The following is a 22,856-nucleotide window of genomic DNA, read 5'->3' on the forward strand; positions in this document are numbered from 1 at the left end:
GTTTGTAAATCGGGTATTCTGATTTTGTTAACTCTCTGTTAAAAAATAAGATTTTCGAAGCAGCTTCATTTCATCGGCGACTGCCATCGACTGCCTATAAGCTTCCTCCGCGAGAGAATCGATCTTCTCCGCGCTGCTGCGATTGTTCGCCGCCGCCTTGAACAGTCGGTTAAACGCTTCGGCAGCCTCAAGCACATGCGCCTCGCTTCCTACCGTTGCGGCGCGGCCGTCGTGCGCCAGCTCCGCCGTTTGCCCGATCGCCTCCACGATCGTTCGCGTCAGCGTCGTAATCTCGTTAGCAAACGCCTTCGTTTGCCCGGCCAGCTTCATTACCTCGCCTGCCACGACCGCAAATCCGCGGCCGTGCTCGCCTGCGCGTGCAGCTTCAATAGAAGCGTTCAACGCGAGTAAATTGCTTTGCTCCGCCAGCTCTTTGATTAACAGCGATACTCTGCTGATCGAGCCGGCTTCGGCATGCAGCTCGTTCATTCGCTTCTCCTGCAGAAGCGAGCCCGCCGCGATGTCTTTGAAAACTTTGGTCACTTTGTCGAGCTCGTTTTTGCCCGATAGCGTCAAATCTACCATTTCTACCGATAGCGCGTCCCCCTGGGCGGTAGATTCCCTCACTCCGTTAACCGCCTGGGCAATTTCATTCACGCGCTGCTCGGCGGAAAGGATCGTTGTTACCTGCGCTTCCACCGCCTCCTGCTGAAGCCGGCGGGAAAGCTTGAGCAGGTCCGAGACGGTCAGCACTCCCGCGAGACGCCCGCCGCGCGTAACGATGACACAGTCGTAGAGCACGCTGTCATGGCGTCCAAGCGCCCTGTCGATCAGGTGCTGAGGCTCGCAGCCGCAATCGACCGTCAGCGCCTCCGCATCCATCAGTTTCGTCACCGGCTTGTCGTAGAACAAATCCGCGCTGAAGCGATGCCCCAGCTTCAGAAAGAAGCGGTTTCTCATCATTAGTCCGACAGGCGCATGGTTCTCATCCGTTACAACGGCGCATTCGCTGTCCGGATGACGCTTGAAGACGGCGATCGTCTCCCTGCATGTCAGCTTCCCGGATATTGCGGGCGCATCACGGAGAAACGTATGCAGAAACGTTTCCGGCTTGCGGGAGGAAGCCGTGCTTGGCACAGCATCTGCAGCCGATCTGGATTTTGGAGCTGTATCCAACACCTGGTTCTTTTGGTTCATAACCTTATGATTATGATTCTTTTTTTCTGCCGTTATCGTCACTGGTCTCACCCTTCCTTCATTCCTTTAGCACCACTATAGGTCTTTAGCATCAACGAAGTTATTGGGAATTGTTATCGCAATGTTAAATTAAACAGGAATCGGGATAAGACGGAAAGCTGCGCATAAAAATAAAAAAGCCGCGTGAAACGTACGAACTCCATACGTTTCACGCAGCTTTTTTTAATGATTAACATTATTGTTCCTTATGCATTCGAAGAACGCTTCAAAATCCGGCAGCTATACGCGCTTAGCTCCAGTGCGGCACCTTCCGGATCGCCTGTCAGCAGATCGGCATAGTTTCTTCCGTCGAGCGGCACGGTAACGTCTTTGTTGCTAAAGTTGGATACGAAGACGTAGTCGTTCGTTCCGTCCGTCCGAAGCTGGGCGGTTACGCCGTACGGAAGCTCGGATTCGAGCACGCGCTTGATGCCCGCTTCCGACACGAGGGCGGCAAGCAGCAGCTTTGTAAACGCCGCTTCGTTGCGGGAGGCGATATAATACGCTTTGCCCTTGCCAAGCTTATTCACCGTAAGAGCAGGTCTTCCGGCGTAGAAATCGTCGCCGTACACGGCCAGCGCCTCCGCCCCCTCCAGATGAATCAGGTCGCAAAGCTCGCGAGCTTCATACTCGCCGCCAAGTCCGAGCGAGTTGCCGTCGTTCATGACGACCCGGTTCGAATCGTGATCGTGCAGCGAGTCGATTTCCTCCGACCAGATGCCCAGCGTCTTGCGAAGCGGGCCCGGGAAGCCGGTCAGGAAGCAAAGATCGTTCTCGTCCACGATGCCGCTCCAGTAAGTCGCCACGAATGTACCGCCGTTTTCCACGAACCGTTCGATTTTCTCGCCGACGCCAGGGCGCACCATATACAGCATAGGCGCGATGACCAGCTTGTACGAATCGAAGCTGCACTCCGAATCGATGACGTCAACGGGCACGCCAAGATCCCATAATGGACGGTAATGGCGCTTCGCCGTTTCCTCGTATTTCAGGCCGCTGTTGCGCGGACCTTGAGAATCCTTCACTGCCCAGCGGTTCTCCCAGTCATAGATGAGGGCGACCTCCGGCTTCACCGTCGTGCCGACAACCTCCGTCAGCTTGGACAGCCTCTCGCCCAGCTCCGCCACATCGCGGAACACGCGCGTATGCTCGTGGCCGACATGGTCAACCACCGCGCCGTGCAGCTTCTCGCTCGAGCCTCTGCTCTTGCGCCATTGGAAATATTGTACCGTGTCCGAGCCGTGCGCAACCGCCTGCAGGGAGGAGAGCATATGCATGCCCGGACGCTTCAGCTTGCTGATCGGCTGCCAGTTCGTCATGCTCGGCGTGCTCTCCATCAGCATGAACGGCTTGCCGCCCTTCAGGGAACGGAATACATCATGGTTTAAGGCGATCCATGCGGCAAGCTCGGCCTCATCGCCGTTGTTGTCGTGCCAAGTCGGATACGCATCCCACGAAATGACATCGAGCAGCTCCGTAAACTTCCAGTAATTCAACGGCTCGAAATCCAGCATGAAGTTGGTCGTGATCGGAAGCTCGCTGTTTGCGGCGCGCAAAGGCTCGATCTCTTTGCGGCAGAAATCGACGGTTTGATCGGTTACAAACCTTCTCCAATCGACGTTCTGGCCGTGAACCGCGTTCTCGCCGCGCGGAGTAGGAGACTCAACCTGGCTCCAATCTGTGTAAGTATGGCTCCAGAACGTGGTCCACCAGGCGTCGTTAAGAGACTCAAGCGTGCCGTATTTGTTTTTCAGCCAGCCGCGGAACGCCTCCTCGCAGTACGAACAGTGGCATTCGCCGCCGTACTCGTTGGAAATGTGCCAGCCGATGACAGCGGGATGCTGTGCATAACGCTCGGCAAGCTTCGTATTCATGATGTTGACCTTCTCGCGGTATACCGGCGAGGTGAAGCAGTGATTGTGGCGCGCGCCATGCAGGTTGCGGATGCCGGTTGGCGCCACGCGGAGCACCTCCGGATATTTCTGGGACATCCAGGCTGGACGGGCGCCGCTTGGCGTTGCAAGCAAGGCGTAAATGCCGTTAGCCGCGAATTTGTCAAGCAGCGAGTCGAGCCATTCGAACGTGAATACGCCCTCTTCCGGCTCGATAGCCGCCCACGCGAAGATGCCTACGGACATAACATTGCAGCCCGCAAGCTTCATAAGCCGGATATCTTCCTCCAGCACCTCGGGATATTTCTGCCACTGATCCGGATTATAATCGGCCCCATGCAGCATTTGCGGTATTTTCGTGCTGATCGGCGGGTATTTTAAAGTCATCGTGTTAACCTCCAGCTTCGTCTTGATAATCGGCATTATCGGGTATACTATAATGATATTCATATTATATCTGCTAATACGCCCAAACAAAATAATAGTATTTTCGCATCACTTTCAAAATATGAAACTGGAGGCTAACGCTATCGACACGATGGTTTTCCCGATTCTGACGGAGACGGACACGATGCTTCCGCTATACCTGACCAGCAACGGGCATTGGAGCAACCAGGAGACGATCGACCGCCCGGACGGCTACCCCCATTTTCAATGGCTTCAGGTGATGTCGGGTGCGGGAGAGCTTTACGTCGGCGATCAGGTCATGACTGTCAGAGCGGGTCAAGGCTTCTGCCTGTTTCCGGATGTGCCGCATCGGTACCACGCGATTCAGGAGCCGTGGGAGATTCATTGGCTGAGCTTCCGCGGCGAGCTGTCCGAGACGCTGTTCCGTCAGGCAGGCATTACGAAATCCGGCGTTTATTCGACGGCCGACCATGATATGATTGTTTCACATATGAAAAACATCTATGCGATGACCCAGTCCGGCCGCGCGTTTATGGGGCTCGAATGCTCAAAGCTCGTTTACATGTTCCTGCTTGACCTGATGAAGGTCATCCAAGTCAGCTCCCACTCCGTCGAGCAGAATTACGTAAAACTCCATCCGGTTTTTCAATACATTGAAGCGAATTACGACCGGCTCATTACGATCAAGGATCTGGCTGCCTGCATCGACGTGACGCCGCAGTACTTGTGCCTGCTGTTCAAAAAAGCGATGAAAATGCGGCCGATGGAATACGTAAACCGGGAGAGAATCAACCGAAGCAAGGAGCTCATGTTCAAGGAAAGCGGCATTAAAATGCATGAAATCGCCATGCGCGTCGGCTTCGATTCCCCCAGCTACTTCAGCTCCGTCTTCAAGCGGCTGGAGCGGCTAAGCCCGGAGCAATTCAAAAGAATTCACGGGATCCGGTAACGAACGGGAGCCGCGGAAGCCGGCGGCTCCTGCAAGATTCGCGCCTTACCTGACAGGAGGTTTAAACCAATGACCGGCAAAACAGTTGTTTTTGAAGAAATCGACCGTCAGGCGGACACGTTCCGCACGATTTCCCGCTCGATCGGAAGCCGCCCCGAGCTTGGCCACGAGGAGTTTTTCGCTTCGGAGCTGCTAAGCGCCGAGCTGGTCAGGCAGGGCTTCGCAGTGGAGCGCGGCGTTCTCGGCATTGCCACCTCGTTCGTTGCGGAGTTCGATTCAGGCAGGCCGGGACCGGTAGCCGCCTTTTTGTGCGAATACGACGCACTCCCGGAAATCGGGCATGCCTGCGGCCATCATCTGATCTGCTCGATGAGCGCCGCCGCAGCAAGCGGTCTGAAGGCCGCGATGCAAGCCGGCCTGGTCGGCGGCAAAATACGCGTATTCGGAACGCCTGCCGAAGAAACCCGCGGCGCCAAGGTGCCGATGGCGGCAGCCGGTTTGTTCGACGATTGCGATTTCGCGCTGATGGCCCATCCTTACCATACCTTTGAACGGTCTGGCGAGTCGCTTGCGCTCGATGCGCTGCAGTTTGAATTCACAGGTGCTGCCGCTCATGCGGCGGCGAGCCCGCATGAAGGCGTGAATGCGCTTGACGCCGTGCTGCTGCTGTTCAGCAGCATTAATGCGCTGCGCCAGCAAACGAGAAGCGATGCGCGCATACACGGGATTATCGACAACGGCGGCAAAGCGCCGAATATTATCCCTGATTATGCATCGGCGAAATTTTATGTGCGTTCCGCTTCCCGCTCTTACACGGATGAACTGACGGCGAAGGTGCTGCGGTGCGCCGAAGGGGCCGCCCTGCAAACTGGCTGCTCGCTGAAGGTGAGCAACTATGAATTTTCGTATGACGAACTGCTGACGAACGAAACGTTATCCGCCCGGTTCGACGCGAATTTGATCGAAGCCGGGATAGCGCCCGGACAAATCGAAACGGGCAAGGATCACGGCTCGCTGGATCTCGGCAACGTATCGGTCCGCTGTCCGGCCATTCATCCGTACGTCAAGGTCGTTCAGGACCGGCTGACGCTTCATACCGAAGCCTTCCGCGACGCGGCGATGGAGGACTATGCGCTCGAAGGCATGCTGTTCGGCGCCAAAATGCTGGCAGCCACCGCATTTGACGTGTACGCAGATGCCGGGCTGCTCGCCCGTGTCCGCGAAGAATTCGAGCGGCGCACAATGCCGGTCGTCAAGTAAAGCCGCGCAGGCGCTTCAGGGAACCTAGAGGAGGTGGGAAGGGGGATGGCGGACAACCGCGAAATTACGCAGATTTGCTTATTGGCCGGTAAAATCATCTTGCAGAACGGCGGGGAAACCTACCGGGTTGAGGATACGATGGATCGGATTGCCGCGGCGTACGGCATTGAAAACTCGCACAGCTTCGTGACGCCGACCGGCATTATTTTCGCAATCGACGGCTCCAGCCAGCTGACCAGACTGATCCGCATCTCCGAGCGGTCGACGAATCTGGAGAAGGTGTCGCTGGTGAACGATATTTCCAGAAGGATCGGCAGCGGGTCGCTGCCGGCGGACGAAGCGCTCACCCTGCTTCAAGAGCTCGATGAAACGCGCCGGGAATACTCTGCAATAGTGAAAACAGCGGCGGCAGCGGCGGCAAGCGGCGGCTTCCTTATTATGTATGACGGTTCTTGGGGGGATTTTTTTCCGGTGCTTGTTACAGGAGGCTTGGGCTTCTGGCTTTATCTGGTGCTGGGACGGTTCGTAACGGTCAAATTTTTCGCCGAATTTATTTCGGCCCTGCTGATCGGCACATTAGCCGCACTGCTCGTGCGTCAGGGCATTGGCAGCGATCTGGATAAAATCGTTATCGGCTCCGTCATGCCGCTGGTGCCGGGACTGGCAATCACAACTGCGGTCCGGGATTTGATGGCCGGCCATCTCGTTTCAGGCCTGTCGAAGGGGGCGGAGGCTTTCCTTACGGCGTTCGCGATCGGGGCGGGCATCGCAGCCGTCCTTTCTTTCTATTAACTACTGCAAGGGGGATTAACGCATGATGCTTCTCGAGCAGCTCGCCATGAGCTTTACCGCCTCCGCCGCTTTCGGCATCCTCTTTAACTCGCCGAGGGACAGGCTTCTCCAATGCGGCATAACCGGCATGGCCGGATGGCTCGTTTATGTGTACGCGATGCGTCTGACGCTTGATGCGATCCCCGCTACGCTGCTCGCCGCCATAGCCGTCACCGCACTGAGCCAGCTATTCTCCAAGTTGTACCGTACGCCGATTATCGTGTTCAGCGTCTCCGGCATCATCCCGCTCGTCCCCGGCGGCGTTGCCTACGATGCGATGCGCAACGCCGTCCAGGACAATTACGAGCTGGCGGTCGAGCTCGCCGTGAAAGCGTTCATGCTGTCGGGCGCGATCGCGATCGGCCTCTTCTTCTCCGAGGTGCTGAATCGGATGATCCGCAGCTTCGGGAACAAACCGTAAACGCTCGTTTCTCGTTTCTGCAATCAAGCTTTGTTTCATTCATGGGAGGGAAATTCGTTTGCATTCTATCGTCCTGCCGGACGGCCGGCTGAACGGGAAGGCCGTCTGGCGCAGAGAAAAGCTGTACAAAGGGATGAACGGCAAATACGTGGAGCGCGTCTATTTGTCGCCGTCCGAATCGGTGATTTTCAAACCTTTGACCAACACAGAGCAAGCCGGCAAGGAAATTTATATTTACCGGCACATACTCCCTTCTTTTCCTCCGGTTTACCCTAAGCTGCTCGCCCATTCGCCGGAGCAAGCCGGCCCGGAGTGCGGGTGGGCTCTATTCGAGGATTTGGGGAGGCTGCAGCACCGCTTTGACCCCGGTACGGCCGAACGCCTTCTCGTTTGCGCCGCAAGCTGGCATGCGCTCCCGGCCGGCCGCTGGGCGGACGCTCCGCTTAGCGGGCCTAAACCTTCGGCCGGAACGATCCGGAGCGGAATGCTGGAGCATGAGCGGGATTGGGCTGCTTTCCAGCAAAGTGTCCCAGGTCTTTCTCCCGGGATGTACGGCAGGCTCTTCACGGCGCTGCGGGAAATTGATCTTGATTGTGTACAAGCTTCGCAAGTGCTTTCGCACGGCGACCTGCACCTGGGCAATTATGCGCTTGCGAACGGCCGGCTCGCCATACTGGACTGGGAGCATGTCCATCTGAACAGCCGGTACTGGGATTTGTATCACGTGCTCGATCTTTCTCACCCGCTGTTTCCGAAATCGCTTGGAACAGCGGAGCGCGAGCGGCTGCTCGACGGCTATATCGAGGCTGCCTCCCGGAGCGGCGGCCCTCCGCTGGAGCCCGACTTCAAGCGGCGCTATTATTTATTTTCATCCTTATATTCCTTATGGATGCTGAAGCTGATTGCCGGAGATATCGAACGGAACAACGGCATTTGGCCGCTGGACCGGCTTAAGAGCCAGCTGGCCGAAACCGTCCAAAGCTTCAAGGATTGCCTGGAGTCCGTATAAAGCTTAGTTCCCCGGGGTTAATATCTTGCCCGAAGCGAGCGGGTCATGTCCGCGATTTCGTCTTCATCCGGCAAATCGAGACCGATGCTCCCGTTATCCTCCCCTGCTGCCGATCCGCGCGAAAGAACGGCATTCTTTACAGCTGCCGCAAACGTCTCCGCCCCCCTGTCACCGAACAATGCCGGCGCCAGCTCTTCCAGGCTCGCGGTGCTTTCTCCGGTTACAACCGGATGCTTGCCTGTCAGGCTCCCTGCGGAGGCTTGCTCGTAGAAATCGCGGACGCGTGACGCCCTCTCCCTGCCCGAGCCTTCGGCTACGATAAAAGCCTGGATAATGACCGCATGTGTCTGTCTCCGCTGCGCTATACCGCAAAACTTATAGCCGCCGATGCTGAGATCGTATTCCCCCGGACAATAGGCCCCCGCGATTTCGCCTTTCTCGACCTTTCGTCCCACAGGCTCCAGCGCCTTTTGAAGCAGCCTGTACATCAGCTCGAAATCGTCGTGAAAATGGTAGCTTTTGCCCGGGTCCTTCGGTAAAATGAGCGAAACGTTGACAACGCCCAAGTCCAAAGGCACCGCCGCCCCTCCCGAGTTTCTGACGGCGGTCGACCAGCCCTCCTTCTCCAGCTGTCTCCGCGCCTCCCCCGCAGCGGACAGCCGGCTGTCCGCGAGACCGAGGATGAAGGCTTGCGGGTGACGCCAAATATGACATACCGGCGCCCCTCCCCGGCCCGTCCTTCTGCACAGAAGCTCGTCAAGCGCGAATGCGTACAGCGCTTCCTTGCCGGAAATATCGTTCATGCGATCCAGTACAAGCATTGAACCGAGCTCCCATTCGTCTGTGCCGCTTCGTTCCATCGCTGATCCACACTTCCCTTCCAAGCGCCGGCGGTTGTCGCCGTACTTCTATAATTATAACGGTATCCGGCCATTTGCGCGGCCTGTATTGCCTTTGCTCGCCGCCCGCACTACAATATAGCTAATGCCTAACGTGATAGCTGATGCCTATCATGTCGCTGGGAGGACGCAGTAATTGGAAGTTTACAACGAAAAGGTCGCATACGAGAATCCGCTGCTGTCGCTAAGAATTTTTCGGTCCAGGCGGGTTGAAGACGACTATACGAATTGGCATTACCATAAACAGCTTGAGCTGCTTCTCGTTCTGGAGGGCAGCCTGGACGTATACGTTGCGGACGAAGCCTTTCATCTCGATGCAGGCGATGTCATGCTGATCGGCGCATCCGAGCTGCACCGGGACCGCAGCGCAAACACGCTGGATTATATCGTGGTTCAATTCGACCTTGAGCCGTTTTTCAACCAGAGCACTATCCCCTATATGAGATATTTCCTGGAGACTCAGCTTCCGCTGAGCAAAGCGAACTATATTTTTAAAGAGAACGAAGAAGTAAAACGGCAGGCGGCCACCTGCATTCAGCAAATGCTGAGCGAAGCCTCCCGCAAGGAAACCGGATACGAGCTTGCGGTTAGCGTGCTCATTAAGCAATTGCTGCTTCTGCTGCTGCGCAACGACAGCCGCAAGGTGCTTATGGAGCAGGACAATTTCGAGCGGCTGCGACTAAAGCCCGTGCTCGATTATGTTGAGAACCATCTGACGGACCGGATCCAGGTCGAAGCGGTTTGCAAAATCGCCAATATGAGCTATTACTATTTTGTCAAATATTTCAAACGGACGATCGGTCTCTCGTTCACCGAATATGTCAATTACCGCAAGGTGAAATGGGCCGAAAGAATATTGCTGACAAAGGATTTAAGCATCTCGGAGGTCGGAGAGCGGATCGGCATGCCGAATATGGCTCATTTTTATAAAATGTTCAAAAAATATAACGATTGCTCGCCGAAGCAGTTCCAGCGGAAAATGCTCGTCTGGAACCGGCAGTAGCAGGAACTACTTTTCTATATCTGAATCAAAAAAAGCTCGCTTTCCCTATGCTTTCGGGGAAACGAGCTTTTTTGGCATAACGAGCTTGTATCCGACGCCGCGGATCGATTCGATCTGGACGGATTGCTGGCCAAGCTCCAGCTTCTTCCTGAGCGAGCTGACATGGACGTCTACCGTCCGCTGCCCGCCGATATAGTCGAAGCCCCACACGACATTCATCAGATCGTCGCGCGTAATGACCATGCCCGGACGCTGCACCAAATACAATAGAACTTCAAATTCCTTCGGTCTCAGCGGGATCGCTTCACCGTTCAGAATCACTTCGTACTTCTCGGGATAAATCGATAAATCGCCGGCCGTAATGATCTTCTCCGTCGATTCGGCAGGCTTGCTCTCGTCCAGCTGGGTGCGGCGCAGCACCGCAGATACGCGGGCCAGCAGCTCGGCGACGCCAAACGGCTTCGTAATATAATCGTCCGCCCCGTGCTTCAACCCCTGAACGACCTCTTCCTCCGCATTGCGCGCCGTTAAAATAATGACCGGCGTTCTTACGCCGTTCTGGCGAAGACGGGTCAAAATTTCAAAGCCGTTCATGCCGGGCAGCATAATATCGAGAATAACCAGATCAAAGCTGCGCTGCAGTGCGGTTTGCAGTCCTTCGCCTCCATGATCGATCACCGTCGTTTCATAGCCTTCCTGTGTCAAATTGTATGACAACAGACGCGCTAACGTTGGTTCGTCTTCGATGACAAGAACTTTATGCGACATATTGACCTCCAACATTGCCGGCATCGTCCGCTTCGGACCGCTGCCAGCATATTTAAACCTTGTACCTTTAGTTTATCACGGTTTCGTGAAGAATAGGTAAATCTTTTTTCTACTGCAGCACCGGAAGCTCGATTTTGAATGTGGAGCCTTCGCCGACGGAGCTATTGACCGATATCGTTCCCTTATGCAGCTCCACGAGATGCTTAACAATGGAGAGGCCGAGTCCTGTACCGCCGGAGCTGCGCGAGCGCGCTTTGTCCACGCGGTAAAATCTTTCGAAAATGCGCGGCAAATCTTTTTTCGGTATGCCGATGCCCGTATCGCTGATCTGGAAGCGGATATGGTCATCACCAATACCCTCGACCTTCAGCGACACTCTTCCGCCTTCCGGCGTATAGCTGATGCCGTTCGACAGCAGGTTCATAATGATTTGCCGCAGACGATCTTCGTCGGCCTCGACATACAAGCCGGGCTCTACGCTGACCGTCAGCTCGATGTGTTTGCGCGCGGCTTCCGCTTCCACCAGCTGGATCGATTTTGTCACGAAGCTGTCTACCTCGACGGGCGAGAACACAAGCGGCACGCGGCGCGATTCGATCTTCGACAGCTCCAGAATGTCTCCGATTAACCGGTTCAGGCGGTCGCTCTCGTCAAAGATGATTTGCAGAAAGGAACGGGCCGTCTCCTCGTCGTTCACAGCCCCGCCAAGCAGCGTTTCCGCAAAGCCTTTAACGGCAGTGATCGGCGTCTTCAGCTCGTGGGAGACGTTCGCGACGAACTCGCTGCGCATCCTCTCCAGCCTTCGAATGGCCGAAACGTCCTGCAGCACAAGCAAGACGCCGGAAAACCCGTTCGTATTCGAATGAATCGGTACGATATTCAGCTCAAGCAGCCGCTCCTCCGGAAAATAAAACGTAATTTCCTCGCGCAGATGCGTGTTTTTCTTTAGCCCTTCCTGAATCATCTGCGATAATTCGTACTGCTGCTTCGCTTCCGCATAATGCCGGCCGACAAGCTCGCGGGCCGAAAAACCGAGCACTTCCTCCGCTCGCCTGTTCATCAGCAGAATGATGCCGTTCTGGTCGATCATCACGATACCGTTAATCATATTTTCAAGCACGCTTTCCAGCTGATTTTCGTTTTGCTGAATGCGCGTCATTTGCACCTGCAGGCTGTCAGCCATCGCATTAATAGCGTTTCCCAGCTCTCCAATTTCATCCTGCTTCGTTACCTTGACTCTTGCCTGATAGTCCATACTTTTGATCCGTTTGGCCACCTTCGTAATCTGCTCAAGCGGCCTCGTCAAGCTGGATGCGATGCGGTAGCTGATCAACGCCGCGATCAGAAACAGAATGATCAGGCCGAGCGCCAGCACCATCGTCAGATCGCGTATGCTTTGCTCCACCTCATGCAGGCTCATCGAGAGCCTGATAATATAAGGGGCTTCGCCCGGCACAACTTCTACGGGAATCGCCACGTACATCATATTTTGATCCGCCGTATCGCTTGCCCTTATCGCTCTTCCAGATCCTTGTTCCAGAGCCTCCTTGACCTCAATCCTGTCGAGATGGTTATCCATTTCGGAGGCCGCCCAGTCCGAATCGCCAAGCACGGCGCCGTCATTGCGGATAAAGGTAACGCGCGCGCCCGTAAACCGCTTCAGCTCGATCGCTTCCTCCGAATAATGGGAATACAGCGATGATAAATCGCCCGATTTCCATTCCATCTTGGCCGCGATAATATTCATCTCCCGGACCATATTGTCCTCGAGAGCATTAATATGGTTTTCTTTGAACGTTTTTACCATGAATACGCCGGAAGCTCCGACCGACAAAGCGATCATCGCGATCATGATGAAGGTCAGCCTCGTACGAAAGCTGTTCATGCGGGTCACTCCTTACCAGTTTGTATGCCGTACGCGGCCTGCAAAAGCGTTATAGCATTCACCGTTTATCGTACATGCGGCACAACGGTTTCGCCAGACTTGTTTTTATTAAGTTTTTGTAAAACATAGTGATGAACCGTTGCGAGAGGCTGCTGGATCAGAATCGAAAGCACGACGGGAACGGCGGCAAGCGGACTGAAATAGCCGAGCGCCAGCACGATGCCGAGCGAGATGTTGCGCATTCCGGTCGCATAGGATACCGTCACCTGCTGCTCGCGGTTGTTCAGCTGCGCGGTGCCCCAATAGCCGAATGCATAACAAACGCCGACAAGCACGACAACCAGCGGGACAAGCACGAACATATCCCGCTTCAGCTGATCCAGATGCGGCGCGATCGCCGAAGCGTTAAGCGCAACGACGGCGACGAAGCAAAGCTTGGACAACGGAGCGGCAACCGGTTGAACGGCTCCCTGAATCCGGCCTTTGCTGATCCGGTTCAGCGCAACGCCGATAATCGTAGGCAGCACCACAATAACGAGCAAATCCCGTATTAACGGCGCTGCTTCCACCTCGACCGCCGATTTGAAGAACAGATGAATGCCTGCGGGCACGACGAGCGGACTGATCGCCGAGTCGAGCACGACCATGGCCAGCACCAGCGGTACGCTGCCCCCCGACATGCCTACCCAGAGCACGGTGGAGACGCCGAGCGGGATAATCGTAAACAAAACAAGTCCGATGACATACGGCGAGTCGGCTCCGAAAACAAGCACGCCAAGGCCGTACGCCGCCAAAGGCGACAGGACATGCGCGATCAGGAACGTCAAGCCCATAATGCCGGGCCGCTTCATGACCTCGCGCAGCTGATCGATGCCGCATCCGATCGCCATCGTCAGCGTGACGTAAGCGAACAAGTAGGGAACAGCCTCAATGAGCGGCTGCAGGCGGGCGGCGAACAGAAAGCCGAGAATTAAGGAGCCCGGTATGATGATAAACATCCATTTTTCAAAAAGGCGGTTAAAAGCCAAACCGAAATTGCGCATATCGTTTCCCTCATTTATATTTCTATTCGTTTTCATACATAAGCATTATAATAACATAAGCAGACTTTCTGAAGAACGGCGGACCTGCGCGGGCGCCGAAGGAGTGATACGATGAAAAACGGCAAGTTTATCGGCACGATTATCAGGATGCAGTATGTGCCCCGGTGGAGCGAGCACGCTCCGCGCTTCGAAGACAATGCCGCAAGCCACAGCTTCAGATGCGCCGCTTTGTCCATTTTGGCAGGCATCATCGAGGAGAAGCTGTTTAACCGGCCGATCAATAAATTACAGCTAACCGCCAGATGCCTATGGGCCGATCTGAAAAATACGGGCACCGGCTCGATCAAATACGTCACCAAAAACGAATCGCTCGTCATGGAGCATATCCGCGGCTTCGAGGCGGTGCTCAGCAAGGAAATCGTTTCGTACTTATCGAAATCGCTGCAGCCTGTCGCCGCTGATTACATTGTGAATGCTCAGGACGATTCGCCGGCCGGGAAGCTCGTCGATGCCATCGATTTGTTCGATGCCTTCCTCTACTGCCACAGGGAGACGCTTTACGGAACAAATCCATTTTTTCATGCCAAGTACCAGGAGCTTAGGCTGAGCCTTTCAAAGACCGGCCTTCCTTCCATCGACTGGATGCTGAAGGAATACGAGAAGCAGGAGGGCTTCTATGAATTCATTCATTATATCGTCAATCTGGATACGGTGAAGCGGTGGAACGGCAGCTACAATCTCGTGCCGGATAACGATGCGACGCACTCCTTCCGGACCGCTTCGCTGGCTCTGTTCAACGGCATGCTGGAGAAGGAGCGGTTCGGCAACGGCGGCATCGACCTGTACAAGCTTCTGGCCAGGGCCGTGCTGCACGATTTGCCCGAAGCGCTGTCCGGCGATGTCGTCTCCAAATTCAAGCACAACAACCCGGACATTAAACGCGCCTTCGAGCTGTACGAGCAGGAAACGGCACAGCTCATGATCGGCAAGCTGCCCGCATTTTTCCGCGAGGCGATGACCGATTTTATCGTGAACAGCAAAGCGGACGATTACGAGGGCGAAATGGTAGACGTTGCCGACAAGCTGGACGCTTTGATCAAAGCCAGCCTCGAAATGCGCAACAACCCCCATTACGCCGACACCTATTACAATCAGCTCATCAAAATTCAGCACCGCTACGAGCAGCCTTGCGTCATCTTTTTCCTCGCCTACATTTTGCATGATTTGACGTACTCAAGCCTGATCGGCCAGCAAGCTTGAACGGTTCGTTGACGATCGGATCCGCCGGATGAAGCTGGAAGAGGTTTGGCCGCATTTCATTTTTATAGCAAAACAAACCCGGGGGCATCCACCCTCCGGGCTTCCTCTGCGGGCACGCGTTAGTCGCGCAGCCCTTGCGTAATCTCCCTTACCGTCTCGTAAAACCGCCGCCATTCCCGGCTCGTTCGTTCGACATCCGCTTCCGCAGCCTTACTCTCCGGCGTTTCTGTTATTGCGGCCGGTACGGACGGCGTCCCGGACTCCGCAGCATTCCGGTCGTCTTGTTTCGTCTGAAGATTCTCGCCAGTCATTTATTACCTCATCCCTTTAGCCAGGTTTTGCGCAGCGAAAACAGCTCTCTCAAATCTTCCGTTGACAGCTCGGTAATCCATTGGTCGGATTGGCCGACGACCTGCTCGTTAAGCGATTGCTTACGGTCGATCATCTCATCGATTTTTTCTTCGAGCGTCCCGAGCGTAATGAACTTATGGACCTGCACCTGCTTCGTCTGGCCGATCCGGAACGCCCGGTCGGTCGCCTGGTTCTCGACAGCCGGATTCCACCAGCGGTCAAAGTGAAAAACATGGTTGGCAGCCGTCAAATTAAGCCCGGTTCCGCCAGCTTTCAAGGAAAGCACGAACGCGCAGCAGTTCTCCTCCGGGCTCTGGAAGCGGCTGATCATTTCATCGCGCTTCGCCTTCGGAACGCCGCCGTGCAAATACGACACAGGCATGCCGAGCTTGTGCTCGAGCTGCTCCTTCAGCTGATGTCCCATTTCGATATACTGCGTAAAAATAAGGCAGCGCTCGCCCTCCGCCGCGATTTCCTCGCACATCTCGAGCAGCCGCTCCACCTTGTTCGAGCGCCCGACGTCCCAAAGCACCGTTCCGTCCTCGCCAGCCAGCAGAGCGGGATGATCGCAAAGCTGCTTCAGCTTCGTAAGCGCGGCGAGAATAAGCCCCCTGCGCTGCATCGGTCCGAGCTTATCGAGATTTTCCAGCAGATCGGAAACGATATTCTCGTACTGCGCCCCTTGCTCCGCCGTCAGCGCCATATAGGTTTTGGACTCGTTTTTGTCCGGCAGCGAAAGCTGAATGGCCGGATCCTTCTTGACTCTTCGGAGCATGAACGGCTTCACCCACCGCTGAAGGCCCGCGATCATCTTCTCGTCGCGCGTTTTCTCGATCGGGGCTACGACCGCTTGGCGGAATTCCCCGAGTGCGCCCAAATAACCGGGGTTGATAAAATCGTAAATCGACCACAGCTCGGTCAGCCGGTTCTCCATCGGCGTGCCCGTCAGCGCCACCCGATGGTGGGACGGCAAACGTCTGATCGCTGAAGATTGCTTCGTATATACGTTTTTAATATTCTGGGCTTCATCGAGGCAAAGGGCGTCCCAATCGACAAGCGCCAAATCCTCCTCGTCCAGCTGCGCCAGCGAATAGGAGGTGATGACCAAATCCGCTTCCTTGACGCTGGAGCGGAACGCCTCGCCTTTGTCCCGTCTCGCGCCGTAATGCAATACGACATTAAGAGACGGTGCGAACCTTTCCAACTCCTTCTCCCAGTTGCCAATGACGGAGGTAGGGCATATAAGCAGCGAAGGGCCGTTCACCTGCAGCCTGCGCTCTTTGATATAAACCAAATAGGCCATAAATTGAATCGTTTTGCCGAGGCCCATATCGTCGGCCAGGACGCCGCCAAGGCCAAATTTCCTCAAAAAAAGCAGCCATGACACACCCTGATGCTGATACGGCCGCAATTCTCCAAGGAACCGGTCCGGAATGTCGGCAAGCGGAATTTGCGATGCATGCTGAAGCTGCTCCAGCCACGCGGCCAGATGCCCGTTCAGCTCGACCTCGGCCCTCAGGTCCGAATCGATCCCTTCGTCTTCCTCGAGCGGCAATCCTCCGCGCAAATGCATTTCAAGCACATCGCGGAACGACAGCCCTTTCCGCTTGCCCATCCGCTTCAGCCACTGCTTGATCTGCGTGACGTCCTGCGGATCCAGATGCACCCATTCGTCTCCGATCCGGAACAGGCGCCTGTTCTCTTCCGCCAGCTTCATAAACTCCGCCTCGGACAGGTCGACATTGCCAAGCGCAAGCTTCCAGTCGAATTGGACGATCTGGTCAAGGCCAAACATAGGCTCGGCAGCCGAACCTACCGACGACTTCATCTTCGCCTTCAGCCGCAGCTTCCTTGATCGGACAGCCTCCCACCAGGCGGGCAGCAGGACGGGACAGCCGGCCTCCAGCAACCTGACGCTGCCCTGCTCCAAAAACCGCCACGCTTCGTTATCCGTCAGCCTGTCGCGGAGACGCTCTTCTTCCTCCAGCTCCGGCAGCGCATCGAGCCACTTCCGCTGCTCTTTGCGCAGCTTATCGTCCAGTAAAGGCAGCCATTCGGGCGGCAGGCTCCGCTCTTCGCCGGCGGCAGGCTCCCAGCCTTGTTCGCCGAGACTGCGCTGCAGCGGCAGCCAGTCACCGCCGTCCCGCGCCTGCAGTGCAGGACGCAGCCGCCAGCCTCCGTCGCCGCCCGGCTCGACCAGCTGCAGCGCTGCGCGGAACGGCAGCGTATCCTTGCGCAGGCCGATGGCGATCATCCAATCCTCCTCGTCGGCGGATTTCCGTCTAAGCACGGCCTCACCGGAAGCCGCGGCGAGATCGTTCCAAGCCCGTGCGGCCGCTTCATGCTCGGCAATCATTTGCTCAACCGCGCCTCCGAGCCATTTCTCGACCCCTTGATCGCCGTTTTGAGCGGCCGTACGTACAGCCGACTCCCACTGCAGCCGAAAGCGCTCCTCCCGCTCCGGAATTTCCGGCTTCCAGCTGCGCTTCTGTTCGGTCCAGTTCGCCCAGTCGGGTATGAACCAGCCTGCCAGAAGCGCTTCCCGGATTTGTCCGGCAATCGCCATAAGCGTCTGCATACGGTCCGTCCACTCCAGCTGAAGCAGCCTAACATGCCGCGGCGAGGACAAATAATCGACCGCCAGCAGCGGCGGCACCTTAAGCAGCCTCCGATCCCCCACGGTCAGCTCTTCGACTTCGGCGCCGTACCAGGAAGCTTTGTGCCAAGCGAAGAGAAGCGGGCGCAGCCTTCCTTCGGCCGCGTCCTTCCGGTCGACGGCGCCAAGCATGACGGATGCCCCGCTCTCGTCCTCGTGCCAAAAGCCGTCTATCACTATTTTTCGAGCGCCAATATAAGTCCTCATGTAACGATTTTCCCTTTCCACAGCTCTTCCTGAAACGCTCTGAGCCGCTGATGCTTATGAACGAGCCCCGCTATATACCGGTCCCAACGGGCCGAATCTTTATCGGTCTTATACAGCTTCTCGAGCTTCTTCAGCTGCTTGACCGCCGTCCGGTAACCCTGCCGGTTGCGCGTCTGGATCGCCGCTTCCACGGAATGATGGTACAGAGGCATCAGCGCCCTCGGCGCCTGCTTGCCGATTTCGCGGAGCGCCGACGCCCCGACATCCTCAGGTTTCGTACCGATTAACAGCTGCAAGTCCGCCCACTCGTCATAGCGCTTCTGCTCCAGCCAATGGTCGGAAAGCTCCGAATAGGAATGCGGCAGCAGCCGGGTCATATATTCGGTCCAGACAGGCAGCTCCGGCCGGTCCAGGTCCGCTCTCCGGCACAAGGTGACGAAGGGGCCGACCGTTCTGGCGTTTTTCACCTTGTACACCCGCTCGAAGAGAAAGGCCATCCACAGCTCCACAAGCTCCCAATTTTCCTCTTCCATCCGCTGCGCGGCGCAAGGATACATGACCCGCTGCGACCTTTCAAAGCCCGACCTTGCAAAATGCTCCAACGCCAGCTCATCCCGTTTGTCAAAGAAATACAGCATGCCGACAGCCGTATGCAAAAAGCCTGTATCCGTCAGGCCCTCTTCGTCTTCGGCCAGCTTCAGCAGCGACCCGAGCTCCCGTTCATACCAGACGCGATTTTCCGAGAGCTTCTCGCATAAAGCCAAATACATGTAACCCCAGTCGAACAGCTGCTGCTCGCCGCTTGACGCCCTCGACTTCACGTGAGCGACTACCGTATCGGTCCAGGCTTCCTCCTCCGGCGTCATCCTCTCCGGCTCCAGCTCCGAGATCAGCGTATTTAAATGCTCCACCCACGGCTCTGCCATGCGGATAAAGGACATTTCATGATAATACCTGCTGAAGGAGTCAACCGTCGTAATCCCCTTCTCCGCCTGCTCCAGCACAAACACGATAACAGTCGACCAATGCAGCCGCTGCAGCGGCTTCGGCCAATCTCTGGCTAAACCTTTCAACGACGATAAAACCGGCTGCAGAGCATGCAGGGAATGGCGGCATTTGCGCCAGGTTTCCCCGTGGGCCTCTTCCATCCAGGCCAGCCACTCCGCGGCGTCAGCCGTATCGTCCGGCGCCGGCTTGTGCTCTTGTGCGGGACGCTCCGGGAGAGGTTTGACCGCAGAGCTTGCCGCCCTCAACCCCAGCAGCCGGAAATATGCGCGCTCAGCTTGCTCGTGGCCGCTTTCCTGCTGGATATACAAAAAATAGACGGCGGCCATATGCTTGCAAAAGCCCGGATACGGGCAGGTGCATGAGCTGTAGCGGAAATGGCCCGCGTCGAGAATGACCGCATACAGGTCCGAGCCCTGCACGACCCCGTATATATTGTCGTGCCCGCCGGCATTTGCGCTGTTGACGAGCCCTTCGGCATAATACTGCCAGCCCCGCTTAATAATCGTGACGGCATTCTGGTCTTGAAGCTGCTGCTCCATGGCTGCTTCCAGCTTTTCACTGAGTTGCATATTTGACGTTCACCCGCTTTCTTCCGTTCACCTGCATTCCTTCTATTATAACAAAAAAAACGCCATACACACGAATGGAATCCGTTTTGTATGGCGCATTCTTTTTTTACAGCGGGATTTTCAGCATAAACGTCAATTTGCCCGGCGTCTCGGCGGTCACCTGGATATCGCCCTTGTATTTCTCGACGATCGATTTCACGATGGACAGTCCGAGGCCCTGATGCTCCTGCTCTTTCGTGGTATAGCCAGCTTCGAACAGCGGCATAGATACCGCGTCTTCCGCTTTGTCGCATGTATTGGTAATCGTAAATTCGAGATGGTCGGCCGTCTGCTTGCCCGCCAGCGTCACATGGCGCCGATCCTCCGTATAACCCAGCACCTCGTCGAACGCATTGTCGATCAAATTGCCGAGCATCCGGTTCACATCCAGCGTCTTCACGCCCATATCCTTCAGGTTCAGCCCCGTGAACGAACAGCTGAACTGGATGCGATAATTTTCCGCCTGGGAAATCTTTGATCTGACCAGCGCGGCAATCGCCGGGTTGCCGATGTTAATAATATCGTTCATCAGCCTGATGTCGCCCGTCAGCTCCTTCGTGTAAGCAACAAGCTCTTTGGATTTGTCGAGCTCCGCCAGCGAATGGATCGTCTGCACGTGATTCACAAAATCATGACGCTGGGCCCGAATCGCTTGAAACAGCTGATTGATTTCTTCCACGTACGTCTCCTGTGTCACTTTGACGACCTTATCGCGCGATTGCTTGTACGATCTCATGGCCACCAGAGCGATCAACAAGCTGAATGCGGTAATAATGAGAATGATGACACTCAAATTCAAAAATTGCGAATCCAGCTTCTCCTGAATAATATGGTAATCCGATGTGAGCGACAGCACGTAGTTGTCCATCGGCTTACCGTCCCGGTTCGTAATGTTGATTCCCTTATCGTTCACGAAAACGGGAATGAACATTTTAAATATTTCCTTGCCGTTTATATTTTCGCGCAGCGTGACGGTTTTTTTCGTCAAATAAGCCTTTTGGACCATTTCGGTGTCCTTTTCGGACTTGATCGTATACGAGCCGTAAAAGATCGGCTCCTGCACCTTATGGCCCTGCACGTCTCCGTTCGGGTGAATCGTATTGATGCCGTCGGGGAACGTTTCCGGATTGATAAACGCGATTTCCAGCAGCGAATCGCTGCTTTGGAGCGAATTCTCGATCATCCGGTGCACGCCTGTTGCTCGTTCATACTCTTCCTGCCGGTCGTATCCTACGTACGGATCCGTAATATAGTTGGTCGAGCCGTCGTAATAGTAGCCCCATTTGTTCACCTGATCCAGACTGGTTGAAGACACTTCGAAAGGCCCGCTCCAGAAATTCGGAAGCGTCTGGCCGAGCCAGTCGACCGATACCGGCTGCTCCTCAAACAACTGATTGAAAACCTGGTACCAAGGCTTCCATGTTTTTGTGCTTTTGCCCAGCTGGGATTCATCCGACGATTTATAAAGAACGATATCGTCCGGCAGCTTCTTCAATAATGTAATATGGCTGATCCCCAGCTTCTCGCTTAGCTCGGCCAGCTGCTCGTTCGTCACCTTCTCCACATCCGGATCCAACGCATACTGCGCCGCTATCGCCGCAGTCCTCAGCTCCCTGCCGATCTGGTCCTGGAACAAGGCCGCCCCTTGACGGGATTGCTCGAGTGAAACCTCCAGCCTCTTCGCGTGGTTCAGCAGCTCCTCGTTGAAAGAGCTCTCCAGCGTTCTCTTCGTAAGAAAATAATAGGCCGTATTATTGATCAGAATAATGACGACGATCACGCTGATCGCCATCAACCAAATGTTGCGCTGCATTCTTCGCATCTTGCCCTTCTATCTATTATAGCCTTCATTATGTAGCAATCTTCGTAAATGAACAATATGGCGGGCACTAACAAATGTTACAAAAAAAGCGGCCGCCCCATTTCAAGACGCTTGGCCCGTGAGCTTCTTTGTGATCAGCCGTACCGCCCAGCCCCGCTCCTGACGTTTTTTGTAACGCGGAAGCATCCGGTATACCCGCAGGCCTTCTTCAATCGCGCGCTTCGCTTCCTCCGACCGGCCCAGCTGCTTATTAATGGCCGCCAGGCGGACATAAGCCTCGCAGGAGGAGGATTGAATGCCCGCGAAGGCTTCCAGACAGGCCAGAGCCTGCTCGGTCCGGCCGACTGAGTACAGGGCTGCCAGCCGCAAATACGGAGCGCCGTATTTCACTCTCGGGTTCAGCTCCAGCCCCCGCTTGATGCAGGACTCGCCGTTCTTCTCATCGCCCGTTTGCAGATAGGCGATGCCGAGATCGTCCCAAAACTCCGCGGAATCCTCCAGCGTATGCTGCAGCGGTTCCAGCAGCTTTAGAGCCTCTTTATAGCTCTTCTTCTCTATAAACAGCCTGGCAAGCTCATGCTTGGCAGACACATCGTTCGGCGACTGCTCGATATGCTGCTTCAGCTTCCTGATTCTCGACCTCCGCTTTAACGGCTTCAAAAAACTGGGCGTTAATCCGACATACCTGCGGTCAAGTGCGTAAAGCAGGACCAGGAGCACGAGGATGGCAATAAACGGGTTGCCGAATAACCATGCCAATAAAAGGAACAAACTAAATTTTAACATCTCATCCTCCCAATATTTGAGCGTTTGCAGGCATGTATTGCCATCAGGATCATAAATTTCTGGTACAAATCTGGATCTATCATACCATAAACCTATTAATTTATGACTATCTCTAGCTAATTATTCCTGTATTCATATGTAAGGGGGAATTGATGGACGGTCAAACAAAACAAGACAGCATATCGCTATGCTGTCCGACTCCAGTGCTATGTTAGATTTGTAATTCACCAAGCTTAATTAGCTCAACTACCGCTTGCGAACGACCTTTTACATTCAACTTCTGCATGACATTCGAAATATGGTTGCGGACAGTCTTCTCGCTGATGAATAGTTGCTGTGCTATATCTCTAGTTGTCTTATCCTGTACCAATAGCTCGAATACCTCGCGTTCACGATGAGTCAATAAAAACTTGCTCTTATGGTCGCTACCCTTCAATGGTGAGGATGTCGCCTAACCTCTTTTCACTCGCTCTCACCATAAGAAGCCGAATATAACTTGATTTTACTGATGTTTGTCCTAATGAATGCAATTCGCCGCGGTTCACCATCACCCT

At 55.2% G+C, this 22,856-nt stretch carries 19 protein-coding genes; 7 read left to right on the top strand and 12 right to left on the bottom strand.

Going from position 1 to position 22,856, the window contains the following annotated elements; genetic code table 11:
* Positions 1–27: 27 nt before the first annotated feature.
* On the bottom strand, positions 28–1,239 hold the full coding sequence (locus KP806_RS27755; RefSeq protein WP_318153493.1) for a methyl-accepting chemotaxis protein: 1,212 nt from the start codon (positions 1,237–1,239) through the stop codon (positions 28–30).
* A 203-nt stretch (positions 1,240–1,442) separates the two neighbouring features.
* Entirely contained in the window at positions 1,443–3,515 is a 2,073-nt protein-coding gene (locus KP806_RS07255; protein WP_224723112.1) for a beta-galactosidase, read from the bottom strand.
* A gap of 121 nt (positions 3,516–3,636) precedes the next feature.
* Between KP806_RS07255 and KP806_RS07260 the strand changes: the two genes are divergently transcribed.
* From KP806_RS07260 to KP806_RS07280, 5 genes are all read left to right on the top strand, one after another.
* Complete coding sequence (locus KP806_RS07260) at positions 3,637–4,485, top strand: AraC family transcriptional regulator (RefSeq protein WP_224722899.1); 849 nt, start codon at positions 3,637–3,639, stop codon at positions 4,483–4,485.
* Between the two features lie 69 nt (positions 4,486–4,554).
* Complete coding sequence (locus tag KP806_RS07265) at positions 4,555–5,745, top strand: M20 family metallopeptidase (RefSeq protein ID WP_224722900.1); 1,191 nt, start codon at positions 4,555–4,557, stop codon at positions 5,743–5,745.
* Positions 5,746–5,790: 45 nt separating this feature from the next.
* On the top strand, positions 5,791–6,537 hold the full coding sequence (locus KP806_RS07270; protein WP_224722901.1) for a threonine/serine exporter family protein: 747 nt from the start codon (positions 5,791–5,793) through the stop codon (positions 6,535–6,537).
* Between the two features lie 22 nt (positions 6,538–6,559).
* A complete protein-coding gene (locus KP806_RS07275; RefSeq protein ID WP_224722902.1) occupies positions 6,560–6,997 on the top strand; it encodes a threonine/serine exporter family protein in 438 nt (145 codons plus the stop codon).
* Between the two features lie 58 nt (positions 6,998–7,055).
* Complete coding sequence (locus tag KP806_RS07280) at positions 7,056–8,006, top strand: phosphotransferase family protein (RefSeq protein ID WP_224722903.1); 951 nt, start codon at positions 7,056–7,058, stop codon at positions 8,004–8,006.
* A gap of 17 nt (positions 8,007–8,023) precedes the next feature.
* Here the strand turns inward: KP806_RS07280 and KP806_RS07285 are convergent, their stop codons facing one another.
* Entirely contained in the window at positions 8,024–8,827 is an 804-nt protein-coding gene (locus KP806_RS07285; RefSeq protein WP_318153494.1) for a lipoate--protein ligase family protein, read from the bottom strand.
* Positions 8,828–9,041: 214 nt separating this feature from the next.
* Between KP806_RS07285 and KP806_RS07290 the strand changes: the two genes are divergently transcribed.
* Positions 9,042–9,908, top strand: a complete 867-nt coding sequence (locus KP806_RS07290) for an AraC family transcriptional regulator (RefSeq protein WP_224722905.1) — start codon at positions 9,042–9,044, stop codon at positions 9,906–9,908.
* A 45-nt stretch (positions 9,909–9,953) separates the two neighbouring features.
* Here KP806_RS07290 and KP806_RS07295 read toward each other — a convergent pair whose 3' ends face one another.
* The 3 genes from KP806_RS07295 to KP806_RS07305 form a co-directional block, all read right to left on the bottom strand.
* Entirely contained in the window at positions 9,954–10,676 is a 723-nt protein-coding gene (locus KP806_RS07295; protein ID WP_224722906.1) for a response regulator transcription factor, read from the bottom strand.
* Between the two features lie 109 nt (positions 10,677–10,785).
* Positions 10,786–12,561 (bottom strand): two-component system histidine kinase PnpS, encoded by a 1,776-nt coding sequence (gene pnpS / locus KP806_RS07300; protein ID WP_224722907.1) that lies wholly within the window; start codon positions 12,559–12,561, stop codon positions 10,786–10,788.
* Between the two features lie 65 nt (positions 12,562–12,626).
* Entirely contained in the window at positions 12,627–13,604 is a 978-nt protein-coding gene (locus KP806_RS07305; protein WP_224722908.1) for a bile acid:sodium symporter family protein, read from the bottom strand.
* Between the two features lie 111 nt (positions 13,605–13,715).
* Here KP806_RS07305 and KP806_RS07310 point away from each other — a divergent pair, with 111 nt between their 5' ends.
* The gene (locus tag KP806_RS07310) at positions 13,716–14,864 is read left to right on the top strand and encodes a YfbR-like 5'-deoxynucleotidase (protein WP_224722909.1); all 1,149 of its coding nucleotides are present in this window, start codon (positions 13,716–13,718) and stop codon (positions 14,862–14,864) included.
* 119 nt (positions 14,865–14,983) lie between these two features.
* On the opposite strand, the gene KP806_RS07315 is transcribed toward KP806_RS07310, so the two are convergent.
* The 6 genes from KP806_RS07315 to KP806_RS07340 all read right to left on the bottom strand — a co-directional run bounded on the left by KP806_RS07315 (position 14,984) and on the right by KP806_RS07340 (position 22,738).
* Positions 14,984–15,175 carry a hypothetical protein gene (locus KP806_RS07315; protein WP_224722910.1) on the bottom strand — a complete coding sequence of 64 codons (192 nt, stop codon included), beginning with the start codon at positions 15,173–15,175 and terminating at the stop codon, positions 14,984–14,986.
* An 8-nt stretch (positions 15,176–15,183) separates the two neighbouring features.
* Entirely contained in the window at positions 15,184–18,078 is a 2,895-nt protein-coding gene (locus KP806_RS07320) for a DEAD/DEAH box helicase (RefSeq protein ID WP_224722911.1), read from the bottom strand.
* The gene (locus KP806_RS07325; protein ID WP_224722912.1) at positions 18,075–19,655 is read right to left on the bottom strand and encodes an SWIM zinc finger family protein; all 1,581 of its coding nucleotides are present in this window, start codon (positions 19,653–19,655) and stop codon (positions 18,075–18,077) included. Before KP806_RS07325 ends, KP806_RS07320 begins: the two co-directional genes overlap by 4 nt.
* 106 nt (positions 19,656–19,761) lie before the next feature.
* Complete coding sequence (locus tag KP806_RS07330) at positions 19,762–21,516, bottom strand: sensor histidine kinase (protein ID WP_224722913.1); 1,755 nt, start codon at positions 21,514–21,516, stop codon at positions 19,762–19,764.
* Between the two features lie 102 nt (positions 21,517–21,618).
* Positions 21,619–22,302: a tetratricopeptide repeat protein gene (locus KP806_RS07335; RefSeq protein ID WP_224722914.1), complete on the bottom strand. Its 684-nt coding sequence runs from the start codon at positions 22,300–22,302 to the stop codon at positions 21,619–21,621.
* A 211-nt stretch (positions 22,303–22,513) separates the two neighbouring features.
* Positions 22,514–22,738, bottom strand: coding sequence for a helix-turn-helix domain-containing protein (locus tag KP806_RS07340; RefSeq protein ID WP_006040330.1), 225 nt, complete (start codon positions 22,736–22,738; stop codon positions 22,514–22,516).
* Positions 22,739–22,856 lie beyond the last annotated feature (118 nt).

The organism is Paenibacillus vietnamensis (assembly GCF_020169515.1).
Taxonomy (GTDB): domain Bacteria; phylum Bacillota; class Bacilli; order Paenibacillales; family Paenibacillaceae; genus Pristimantibacillus; species Pristimantibacillus vietnamensis.

Excerpts from the sequence above, each read along its gene's own strand:
- KP806_RS07335 (WP_224722914.1), bottom strand. The coding sequence starts at position 22,302 with ATGTTAAAATTTAGTTTGTTCCTTTTATTGGCATGGTTATTCGGCAAC.
- KP806_RS07265 (WP_224722900.1), top strand. The coding sequence starts at position 4,555 with ATGACCGGCAAAACAGTTGTTTTTGAAGAAATCGACCGTCAGGCGGAC.
- KP806_RS07285 (WP_318153494.1), bottom strand. The coding sequence starts at position 8,827 with ATGCTTGTACTGGATCGCATGAACGATATTTCCGGCAAGGAAGCGCTG.
- KP806_RS07270 (WP_224722901.1), top strand. The coding sequence starts at position 5,791 with ATGGCGGACAACCGCGAAATTACGCAGATTTGCTTATTGGCCGGTAAA.
- pnpS (WP_224722907.1), bottom strand. The coding sequence starts at position 12,561 with ATGAACAGCTTTCGTACGAGGCTGACCTTCATCATGATCGCGATGATC.
- KP806_RS07315 (WP_224722910.1), bottom strand. The coding sequence starts at position 15,175 with ATGACTGGCGAGAATCTTCAGACGAAACAAGACGACCGGAATGCTGCG.
- KP806_RS07305 (WP_224722908.1), bottom strand. The coding sequence starts at position 13,604 with ATGCGCAATTTCGGTTTGGCTTTTAACCGCCTTTTTGAAAAATGGATG.
- KP806_RS07325 (WP_224722912.1), bottom strand. The coding sequence starts at position 19,655 with ATGCAACTCAGTGAAAAGCTGGAAGCAGCCATGGAGCAGCAGCTTCAA.
- KP806_RS07260 (WP_224722899.1), top strand. The coding sequence starts at position 3,637 with ATGAAACTGGAGGCTAACGCTATCGACACGATGGTTTTCCCGATTCTG.
- KP806_RS07310 (WP_224722909.1), top strand. The coding sequence starts at position 13,716 with ATGAAAAACGGCAAGTTTATCGGCACGATTATCAGGATGCAGTATGTG.
- KP806_RS07255 (WP_224723112.1), bottom strand. The coding sequence starts at position 3,515 with ATGACTTTAAAATACCCGCCGATCAGCACGAAAATACCGCAAATGCTG.
- KP806_RS07275 (WP_224722902.1), top strand. The coding sequence starts at position 6,560 with ATGATGCTTCTCGAGCAGCTCGCCATGAGCTTTACCGCCTCCGCCGCT.
- KP806_RS07295 (WP_224722906.1), bottom strand. The coding sequence starts at position 10,676 with ATGTCGCATAAAGTTCTTGTCATCGAAGACGAACCAACGTTAGCGCGT.
- KP806_RS07320 (WP_224722911.1), bottom strand. The coding sequence starts at position 18,078 with ATGAGGACTTATATTGGCGCTCGAAAAATAGTGATAGACGGCTTTTGG.
- KP806_RS07330 (WP_224722913.1), bottom strand. The coding sequence starts at position 21,516 with ATGCGAAGAATGCAGCGCAACATTTGGTTGATGGCGATCAGCGTGATC.